We start from the raw sequence: 9,852 nt of genomic DNA on the forward strand, positions 1-9,852 counted from the left end.
AGTTAGTGACGATGGGGGTCCCCCCGCTCGAGCGAAGCCGAGAGTGGGGGAGGGTAGGGGCGGCGGGGGCGAGAAAATCCCAGGTCAGCCCACCCGGCGGGCGCCCTCCGACGGCACCGCGGGGAACACCCTCGGCGCCGTGTAGCCCGCCGCCGCGAAGGACTCCTCGATCGCCTTGGTGATCATGTCGGCGTCGGCGGACTCCACCAACACGATCGCCGAGCCGCCGAAACCCCCACCCGTCATGCGAGCGCCGAGCGCCCCCGCCTCGTTCGCCGTGGCGACCGCCAGATCCAGCTCCGGGCAGGAGATCCGCAGATCGTCCCGCAACGAGGCATGCCCGGACGTGAGGATCGGGCCGATGCCACGCACATCCCCCGCGTCCAGCAGGGCGATGACCTCATCGACCCGGTGGTCGTCGGACACGACATGGCGTACGTAGCGACGGACCCGCTCGTCCGACAGCCGGGCGAGGGACGCGTCCAGGTCCTCGTACCGGACGTCCCGCAGGAACGGGACCCCGAGCAGCCGCGCCCCCTCCTCGCAGCCCTCCCGCCGCTCCGCGTACTCCCCGTCGCCCAGCGCGTGCTTCACACGGGTGTCGACCACGAGGAGCCGCAGCCCGTGGGCCGGCAGGTCGAAGGGGACCTGGCGGATGGACAGGTCACGGCAGTCGAGGTGGAGGGCGTGGCCCTCCGTGGAGCAGGCGGACGCCGTCTGGTCCATGATCCCGCAGGGCACGCCCACGAAGTCGTTCTCCGCGCGCTGGGACACCCGGGCCAGCTCGGGTCCGGACAGGCCGAGGTCGAACAGGTCGTTCAGCGCCAGGGCGGTGACCACCTCCAGCGCGGCCGAGGACGACAGACCCGCGCCCGTCGGGACCGTGGAGGCGAGGTGGATGTCCGCGCCGGTGACGGCGTGGCCGGCCTCGCGCAGCACCCAGACGACCCCCGCCGGGTAGGCGGCCCAGCTCGTGTTCGTGAGCGGCGCCAGCTCGTCGACGTGCAGTTCGACGACCGGGCCCTCGATGTCGGCCGAGTGCAGGCGCAGTACGCCGTCGTCGCGGCGCGAGACCGCCGCCACCGCCGTGTGCGGCAGCGCGAGCGGCATCACGAAGCCCTCGTTGAAGTCCGTGTACTCACCGATGAGGTTGACCCGGCCGGGTGCCGCCCAGACACCGTCGGGGGCCGCCCCGAAGAGCGCTTCGAAGCCTTCCCCTACCTGACCTTCTGCTGCCTGCTGTGCCCCCACTAGCTCTCCTTCGACTTCGCGATGCTCTGCTGCGCGATGTTCTGCGCGAACTCCCACGCGTCCGCGACGATCCCCGCGAGATCCGCGCGGGACGGGTTCCAGCCGAGCCGCTCGCGGGCCGTGGCCGCGGAGGCGACGAGGACGGCCGGGTCACCGGCGCGGCGCGGGGCCGCGACCTCGGGGATCGGGTGTCCGGTCACCTGACGGACGGTCTCGACGACCTCGCGGACCGAGAAGCCGTTGCCGTTGCCGAGGTTGCAGATCAGGTGCTCGCCCGGCTGCGCGGCGGCGACGGCCAGCAGGTGGGCCTCCGCCAGGTCCGCGACGTGGATGTAGTCGCGGATGCAGGTGCCGTCCGGGGTCGGGTAGTCGTCGCCGTAGACGGAGATGGCGTCGCGGCGGCCCTGGGCGACCTGGAGGACGAGCGGGATCAGGTGCGACTCGGGGTCGTGCCGCTCACCGCACGCGCCGTACGCTCCCGCCACGTTGAAGTAGCGCAGCGACACCGCCGCCAGTCCGTGCGCGGCCGCCTCGCCGGTGATCATGTGGTCGACGGCGAGCTTGGAGGCGCCGTACGGGTTGGTCGGGGACGTCGGGGCGGACTCGACGATCGGGGTGGTCTCCGGCTCGCCGTACGTCGCCGCCGTGGAGGAGAAGACCAGCTTGCGGACGCCCGCCGAGCGCATGGCCGCCAGCAGGGCCATCGTGCCGCCGACGTTGTTGTCCCAGTACTTCTCGGGCTTCACGACCGACTCGCCGACCTGCGAGAACGCGGCGAAGTGCAGCACCGCGTCGAACGTGGGGGTCCCCCCGGCGGAGCCAGGGGGAGAGTCCAGCCACTTGGCGGCGTCGCGGATGTCGCCCTCGATGAATTCGGCGCCCGCCGGGACGCCCTCGCGGAAGCCGGTGGAGAGGTTGTCGAGGACGGTCACCTCGTGGCCCGCCTCCAGCAGATGCTGGGCGACCACGCTGCCCACATAGCCCGCACCGCCGGTGACCAGGTACTTCCCACTCATGAACTCGCTACCTCTCGCAGTCGCTGGGCCGCGGCCTCCGGCGGCACGTCGTTGATGAACACGCTCATGCCGGACTCGGAACCCGCGAGGAACTTCAGCTTGCCGGAAGTGCGGCGGATGGTGAAAAGCTCGAGGTGGAGCGCGAAGTCGTCCCGCACCACACCGTCGAACTCCTCCAGCGTGCCGAACGGCGCCTGATGCCAGGCCGAGATGTACGGCGTCCGCGGTTCACCCGCACCTTCTTCCCCTCCATCCCGCCCATCGAAGATCCGGTCGAAGCGCCTCAACAGTTCCAGATAGACCTTGGGGAACTCTGTGCGTGCCCCCTCGTCGAGACCCAGCAGGTCCGGCACGCGGCGGCGCGGGTAGAGGTGCACCTCGTACGGCCAGTGCGCGGCGTACGGCACGAAGGCCACCCAGTGCTCGGTCTCCAGCACGATCCGCTCGCCGGCCAGTTCCTTCTCCAGCACGGCGTCGAAGAGGTTCTCGCCGCCCGTCCCCTCCTTGTGTGCCGCAAGTGACCGCAGCATCAGGGCCGTTCGAGGCGTCGTGAACGGGTACGCGTAGATCTGCCCGTGCGGATGTCCGAGCGTCACGCCGATCTCGGCGCCGCGGTTCTCGAAACAGAACACCTGCTCCACGGAGGGGAGATGCGACAGCTCGGCCGTGCGGTCGGTCCACGCCTCCAGGACCAGTCCCGCCTGCTCCTCGGTCAGATCGGCGAAGGACGCGTCGTGGTCCGAGGTGAAGCAGACGACCTCGCAGCGACCGGAGTCCCCGGCCAGCGACGGGAAGCGGTTCTCGAAGACCGCGACGTCGTACGAGGAGTCCGGGATCTCGCTCAGCCGGTCGCCCTCGGAGGGGCACAGCGGGCATTCGTCGGCCGGCGGATGGTACGTACGGCCCTGCCGGTGGGAGGCGATGGCCACCGCGTCGCCGAGCAGCGGATCGCGGCGTACCTCCGATGTGGTGACCGTCCGGTCGAGCGGGCGCCGGTCCACCGCGTCGCGCACCGTGTCGTCGCGCGAGTCGTAGTAGATGAGCTCACGACCGTCGGCCAGCCGGGTCGAGGTCTTCTTCACGCCGGACTCCCCATCCGTACCCGATCAAAGCATTCAACAGAAGCAAACACATCAAACCACAAATCCCCACGCCGGTCATCACCACAACCAAACAAAGAACACCAAAGTGAAGTGAAGTGAGTGCTGAATGCAGACCCCCACATATCCAGCTCCCACATATCCGGCCCCCACGTCGCCCGTGCACATGGCTGCCGAGCTGCGGCTCCCCACCAACTGGCTCGACTACACGATCCTGGCGATCTACTTCGTCGTCGTGCTCGGCATCGGCTTCGCGGCCCGCCGCTCGGTGAAGACCAGCCTCGACTTCTTCCTGTCCGGGCGTTCGCTGCCCGCCTGGGTGACCGGTCTGGCGTTCATCGCCGCCAACCTGGGTGCGACCGAGATCCTGGGCATGGCCGCCAACAGCGCCCAGTACGGCGTCTACACCGTGCACTGGTACTGGATCGGCGCCATCCCCGCCATGGTCTTCCTGGGCCTGGTGATGATGCCCTTCTACTACGGCTCGAAGGTCAGGTCCGTCCCCGAGTTCCTGCTGCTGCGCTTCGACAGGGGGGCGCATCTGCTCAGCTCGATCCTGTTCGCGTTCGCCGCGATCCTCATCGCCGGGGTGAACCTCTACGCGCTCGCCATCGTCGTCGAGGCGCTGCTCGGCTGGCCGCAGTGGGTGTCGATCGTCGTCGCGGGCTTCTTCGTGCTCGGGTACATCACCCTCGGCGGTCTGTCGTCCGCGATCTACAACGAGGTGCTGCAGTTCTTCGTGATCCTCGCCGCGCTGATCCCGCTCTCGGTCCTCGGGCTGAAGAAGGTCGGCGGCTGGGACGGTCTGACCGACTCCCTGACCGCGTCCCGCGGCGCCGACTTCACCACCGCGTGGGGCGGCACCGGCATCGGCAGCGACAACCCGCTCGGCGCCAACTGGCTCACCATCGTGCTCGGCCTCGGCTTCGTGCTGTCCTTCGGCTACTGGACGACCAACTTCGCCGAGGTGCAGCGCGCGCTCTCCGCCAAGAACCTCTCCGCCGCCCAGCGCACCCCGCTCATCGCCGCGTACCCGAAGATCTTCATCGTCTTCCTGGTGATGATCCCGGGTCTCGTCGCGGCCGTGCTCGTACCGAAGATCGGGACCTCCGGGTCCGACCTCCAGTACAACGACGCGATCCCGTACCTGATGGAGGACCTGCTGCCCAACGGCGTCCTCGGCATCGCGGTGACCGGCCTGCTGGCGGCCTTCATGGCGGGCATGGCGGCCAACATCTCGTCCTTCAACACCGTCTTCACCACGGACATCTGGCAGAAGTACGTGAAGCGCGACGAGGAGGACACGTACTACGTGCGCTTCGGCCGCCTCATCACGGCGGTCGGCGTCATGGCGTCGATCGGGACGGCGTTCCTCGCCTCCTCCTTCTCGAACATCATGAGCTATCTCCAGACGCTGTTCTCCTTCTTCAACGTGCCGATGTTCGTCGTCTTCATCATCGGCATGTTCTGGAAGCGCGCGTCCATGAAGTCCGGCTTCTGGGGCCTGCTCGCGGGCACCACGGCCGCGATGATCAACTACTTCGTCCTCTACAAGCAGGACATCATCGGCATCCCCTCCGACCAGGGCGCCAACTTCGTCTCCGCGATCGCCGGGTTCGTGGCCGGCGCGGTGGTCATGTTCGCCGTCTCGCTCTTCACCGCGCCGAAGCCGGCGGAGGAACTCCAGGGCCTTGTGTACGGGACCAGCTCGCCCGGCATGGAGGAACCGCCGGCCAAGGGCGACGACGCCTGGTACCGCAAGCCGGCCCTGCTCGGCTGGGGCGCGATCATCCTGGCCGCCGCCTGCTACATCCCCTTCTCCTTCTGACGACCGGAGGCCTGATCACCCATGTCCGAGCACTCTGGGTATTCCGACCGCGATCTCCAGCGCGAAGTCACCGAACTGCAGGGCAAGTCCGCCACCGCGGCCCGCCTGTTCGACATCCGCCGCATCATCGGCGGCCTGTTCGTCGTCTACGGGATCATCGTCACGATCGCCGGCATCACCGAGTCCGACGCCGACATCGCCAAGGCCCAGGACGTCAACATCAACCTCTGGACGGGCCTCGGCATGCTGGCGCTCGGCCTGTTCTTCCTGGCCTGGCTGTGGCTGCGGCCGGTGGCTCCGCCGGTGGACGCGGAGCAGTTGCTGGAGGAGAGGAAGAAGGGGGCGGAGTAGTCCGCTCTTGCCTTGCCGGTACGGGGCCGGGGTTCGTTCGCTTCAGAACTCCGGCCGCCGGGCGGCTGTCCGTGCTGTTCGTCGCTGAAGGGGTCGGCGAGGGAGAAGGGCACCGTGCGCAAGGACCTGCCGCATTCGACGGCCCCGTCGGCCTCAGTCCTCTTCGTCGTCGAAGAGATCCATCGCGTCGGCCACGTGGACGGCCCGTTCCGACCACGTCTTGAGCTGGTCCAGGTCGGAGCACGCCCGCACCCGAACCCGGACGGAGTCGGTCACCTGGAGGCCACGCAGCTCCAGGATCTTCAGGGTCATCTCGACGTGATCTTCGACGCGAGTTTCGTGCCTCACCTGCTCCGCAACCGGGTGGCGGAAGAAGTAGTTCACCGGAGCCATCAGATCCCTCCAAATCTCCTTCGCCTGGGAATCCCCCAAGCCAGACGTCACGAGCTGTACGAGCAGAGCCGCGATTGCCGGGTCAACCGTCTCCAGAGCCGCCGCGAGTGGTCCCAGTATCGCAGCGGCACGCGGCCCTCCACCATGCGTAATCGCCGAGAGCACCGCGAGCGACACGTCCTGCGCGGCCTCCTTCTCGTCGGTGATCACCGGTACGTTGTCCGGTCCGAGAACCATCGGCCGTACGACGAGCGAGGACCAGCCGGGCAGACCGAATCGGATGGGCTGAGCGGCCCAGCGTGCGGTGGAGCTGCTCTGGGTCATGACGACCAGCACCGGCTCACAGCGGTACTTCTCGTAGAGGTACGAGAGGTAGTACGGCCAACTCCCCCGCTTCCGCTCGTCCTTCTTGCCCTGCGACTCCAACACCAGCAGGAAGTCACCGTCCTTGGTGTTGACCCGCACCACACTGTCCGCGCGCCGCTCGACCGGCTCGATCTCGGTCAAGTCCGTGTTGAGGACCGTGAAGCCGCACGGCTCCGGGAACGGCACATGGAACAGCCTCTGGAGGTTGCGGATCAACCCGGCCGTGTCCTTCTGGCCGAAGTGGTGCAGCGCCTCGTGCGACGAGCTGACCATCAGCCCTCCTTCCTGTGCGACGTGATCAACGCGCTATGCGGCAACGAGGTCACACCACACGTGCTTGCCCAGGTCGCTGCCGTGGCGTTGCGGGTGCCAGCCCCCTGTCGCTCGACGACACCGTGGAGCGGTGGCTGCCGGGAGTGGTCCGGGGCAAGGGCAACGACGGCCGCCGGATCACCCTGCGCCAGCTGCTCCAGCACACCAGCGGGCTGCCCGAGCACGTCCAGGACGTCGTCCCCGACCTCAGCCCCGCCGGGTACCGCAAGCACCGCGGGACCACCTACACCTCCGAGCAGCGCGTCGCGTTCGCCATGACGCATCCGCCGTCCTTCGCGCCCGGGGCGAGCTGGGAGTACTCCAACACCAACTACATCCTGGCGGGCATGGTCATCAAGGCGGTGACCGGCCGGTTACGCCAACTCCGGGGCACCACGGACCTGATCGACCACGCGCTGTGCGCGACCAGGTGACCGCCCCGCGCCCCTGAGGACGGGCGGAACGGGAGACAAGTGGTGCGAGAGTCCCAGCGACACGCCGCGTGCACGGCGTGTCGCTGGGACTGTGCGCACACTTGGCACTCGCCGTGCGGGATTCGCCAACCGGAATCCCCTGGGGCGCGGCACGCTCAGGATTCCGTCCCCGACTCGGACGCCGCGGAGTGCGATGGCACCGGGCCCGCCCGGTCGAGCAGCCCCGTACGGGCCGCCAGCGCGGCCGCCTCCAGCCGGGAGCCGACGCCCAGCTTCATCAGTACGCGCTGTACGTGGGTCCGTGCGGTGCTCGGCGCTATGCCCATGCCGGCCGCGATGAGCCGCGTGTCCTCGCCGTCGGCCACCCTCACCAGCACCTCGACCTCTCTCGGCGTCAGCATCTGGAGGAGCCGCTGGCCCTCGTCGTCGGGCTGCGCGGCCGGGTTGAGCAGTTCGCTGAAGGCGCTCTGCAGAAGCTGCGGCGCCACGGCCGCCTCCCCCGCGCGTGCCTTCATGATGGCCCGCTCGACGCCCTCTATCCGCTCATCGTGCCGTACGTAACCGGACGCCCCGGCGGCGAACGCCGCGGCGATTCCGCGCGGGTTGGGCACCGGTCCGAGGACCAGCACCGCGACCTGCGGCCGCTCCCTCTTGATCCTCACCACCGGGTCGAATATGCCCGGTTCGGCGGGCGTCGCCGTGCCGATCAGGCACACCTCCGGCGCCCTGGTGATCACCAGCTCCGCCGCTCCCGCGGCAGGCGCGGCCGCAGCCAGCACACGGTGCCCGCGCAGCTTCAAGGCCGAGGCCAACGCCTCGGCGAGCAGTCGGTGGTCGTCGACCACCATGAGCCGCACTCCCATCGAGCCCAACCCCCCAGTCCCCCCAGGATCCCCACTGGTACCCCATGGATAGGAGCCCCCCGGCTCTCCATCCCCCGGAAGCTACACGCTTGTTCGACGTTGCGCTTCCCCTACTGGAGAGAAGTGCCCCGGATTTCCGAAATTCCTCGCATTCGCGAGCGATGGGCCGTACGAGAACGACCCCGCCCCTGAGCAGGGGCGGAGTCGTGATCGACAGGCGAACGCCTGATCGGCGTACGGCCTGACGCCTACTTGGCGCCGAAGCCGATCGCCGCGTACTCCTTGTCGTCCGCGGAGTACGGCGCGCTGATCAGTTCCTGGGCCATGAAGAGCCGGCCGCCGGTGTACCGCATCTCCGAACTGCTCGGGACGATGCTGCTGATCGCGCTGCGGATCTGGGCCTCGGCCGGGGTCTCCAGGAGCTTGGTCTCCTTGAAGGTCTTGCCGTCCAGGGAGACGACCTGGGAACCCTTGTCGTACGGGCCGTTCTTGTACGCGATGACGTTGCCGCCGTCCATCCGGATCGGCAGGATCTCGTAGCCGTCGCCGGCGTCGGCCCGGTCGCTCGTGGGCTTGCCGGTGGCCAGCGAGAAGGACACGATCTCGTTGACCCGCGAGTACTGCTCGGCGCCCTCGTGCTGCTTGGTCGGCACGTACAGCCGGTCGTTGCCGACCGCGATCGAGCGGCAGTTGTGGATCTTGTTCACACCGCAGTCGTGCTCGTACTTGCCGTCCTCCAGCGTGATCTTGGTGCGCAGCTTGCCGCTGTCGTCCAGCGAGAAGACGTCCGTCGCGCCGGACGCGGTGATCTCGCCGGAGTCCACGCCGAAGACGACCGGCTTGGTGGAGATGACCTTGGCGTTGTCGATGCCCGCGGGGAGCTTGTAGCTCCACTTGACGGTGCCCGCCTTCGGGTCGAGGAGCTGGACCTCGTACTTCTCGTTGCCGTAGTCGCCGCACTTGCGGACCGCGACGAGCTGCTCGCCGCCCGCGTAGCCGACGTCCTCGCAGGTGCCGACCTTCGGCTGCCAGAGGATCTTGCCGTTGCTGATGTCGAAGGCGGCGCCGCCGTTGAGGCCGGAGCCGGCCGCGACCGTGGTGCCGGTGATGCTGACTTCCTTGAACGCGGCCTTCTCACCGCCGTTGGGGGCCACGGACTTCGTCCAGAGCGCCTTGCCGGTGTTCAGGTTGAACGCGGTGACCTCGGTGCACTCCGGGTACGGGTTCGCCTTGGTGCGTTTGGCGTCCTCGGCGACCACCACGGCGACGCCGTCCTTGGTGACCTCGGGGGAACCGGCGCAGGTCAGACCCGTCAGCGGCAGCGTCCAGGACTCCTTGCCGGTGTCCGGGTCGTAGCCGATGACCTCGCTGACGCCCGACTTGGCGTACACCTTGTCGGTCAGCCAGGAGCCGGCGACGCTCCAGACGTCCTTCTTGGGGACCTCCGCCGCGGGCAGCTGGAAGAGGAGCTTGGCGCTGGTGCTGGAGGGCACCTTCTCCGTGCCGCCTCCGCCGCCGCCGACGTCGTCGCCGCCGTTGTTGTCGTCCTTGCCCTCGGTGCCGCCGGGGCCCGCGGAGGTGTCCTTGTCGTCGCTCTTGCCCGACGAGTTCGCGTACCAGACACCGCCGACGACGATGAGCGCGATCGCCACGACGGCCGAGACGATGATCGCCACCTGCGGGTTGACCTTCCGCCCACCCGACGGAGCCTGCGGCTGCATCGGCATGGTGCCCGGCTGCTGGTAGCCGTACTGGGGCTGCTGGCCCGGGTAGCCGTAACCGGGCTGCTGCTGACCGGGGTAGCCGTAGCCCGGCTGGGCCGGCGGTGTCTGCGGGGCACCCTGGGGCGCGCCGGGCGCCCCCCTCGACGAGCTCGACGGGCTCACCGTCTCCGCCACCGACTGGTGGTTCAACGTCCGCCCGTCCAACACGGAACCC

The 9,852-nt window shown here is 68.8% G+C and carries 8 protein-coding genes and 1 pseudogene; 3 read left to right on the plus strand and 6 right to left on the minus strand.

The window, feature by feature from the left end; genetic code table 11:
• Window positions 1–84: 84 nt before the first annotated feature.
• Genes galK through galT form a run of 3 tightly spaced genes read right to left on the minus strand, consistent with a single transcriptional unit; the run spans window position 85 to window position 3,349 of the window.
• The gene (gene galK, locus O3Q52_RS41045; RefSeq protein WP_269653651.1) at window positions 85–1,251 is read right to left on the minus strand and encodes a galactokinase; all 1,167 of its coding nucleotides are present in this window, start codon (window positions 1,249–1,251) and stop codon (window positions 85–87) included.
• Window positions 1,251–2,267 (minus strand): UDP-glucose 4-epimerase GalE, encoded by a 1,017-nt coding sequence (gene galE, locus O3Q52_RS41050; protein ID WP_269653652.1) that lies wholly within the window; start codon window positions 2,265–2,267, stop codon window positions 1,251–1,253. The genes galK and galE overlap by 1 nt, the downstream gene beginning before the upstream one ends.
• Complete coding sequence (gene galT, locus O3Q52_RS41055) at window positions 2,264–3,349, minus strand: galactose-1-phosphate uridylyltransferase (protein WP_269653653.1); 1,086 nt, start codon at window positions 3,347–3,349, stop codon at window positions 2,264–2,266. Before galT ends, galE begins: the two co-directional genes overlap by 4 nt.
• 127 nt (window positions 3,350–3,476) lie before the next feature.
• Here galT and O3Q52_RS41060 point away from each other — a divergent pair, with 127 nt between their 5' ends.
• A complete protein-coding gene (locus O3Q52_RS41060; protein ID WP_269653654.1) occupies window positions 3,477–5,195 on the plus strand; it encodes a sodium:solute symporter family protein in 1,719 nt (572 codons plus the stop codon).
• Between the two features lie 21 nt (window positions 5,196–5,216).
• Window positions 5,217–5,546 carry a hypothetical protein gene (locus tag O3Q52_RS41065; protein ID WP_269653655.1) on the plus strand — a complete coding sequence of 110 codons (330 nt, stop codon included), beginning with the start codon at window positions 5,217–5,219 and terminating at the stop codon, window positions 5,544–5,546.
• Window positions 5,547–5,699: 153 nt separating this feature from the next.
• On the opposite strand, the gene O3Q52_RS41070 is transcribed toward O3Q52_RS41065, so the two are convergent.
• On the minus strand, window positions 5,700–6,578 hold the full coding sequence (locus O3Q52_RS41070; protein ID WP_269653656.1) for a hypothetical protein: 879 nt from the start codon (window positions 6,576–6,578) through the stop codon (window positions 5,700–5,702).
• Between the two features lie 104 nt (window positions 6,579–6,682).
• On the opposite strand from O3Q52_RS41070, the pseudogene O3Q52_RS41075 reads away from it, so the two are divergent.
• Window positions 6,683–6,991 (plus strand): annotated as a pseudogene (locus tag O3Q52_RS41075) (serine hydrolase domain-containing protein); the annotation flags it as partial.
• A 215-nt stretch (window positions 6,992–7,206) separates the two neighbouring features.
• Here the strand turns inward: O3Q52_RS41075 and O3Q52_RS41080 are convergent.
• Together O3Q52_RS41080 and O3Q52_RS41085 are read right to left on the minus strand one after the other, a co-directional pair.
• On the minus strand, window positions 7,207–7,914 hold the full coding sequence (locus tag O3Q52_RS41080; protein ID WP_269653657.1) for a response regulator transcription factor: 708 nt from the start codon (window positions 7,912–7,914) through the stop codon (window positions 7,207–7,209).
• A 248-nt stretch (window positions 7,915–8,162) separates the two neighbouring features.
• Window positions 8,163–9,641 (minus strand): PQQ-binding-like beta-propeller repeat protein, encoded by a 1,479-nt coding sequence (locus O3Q52_RS41085; RefSeq protein WP_332112991.1) that lies wholly within the window; start codon window positions 9,639–9,641, stop codon window positions 8,163–8,165.
• Between the last annotated feature and the right edge of the window lie 211 nt (window positions 9,642–9,852).

The organism is Streptomyces sp. ActVer, from assembly GCF_027270795.1.
Taxonomy (GTDB): Bacteria; Actinomycetota; Actinomycetes; order Streptomycetales; family Streptomycetaceae; genus Streptomyces; species Streptomyces umbrinus_A.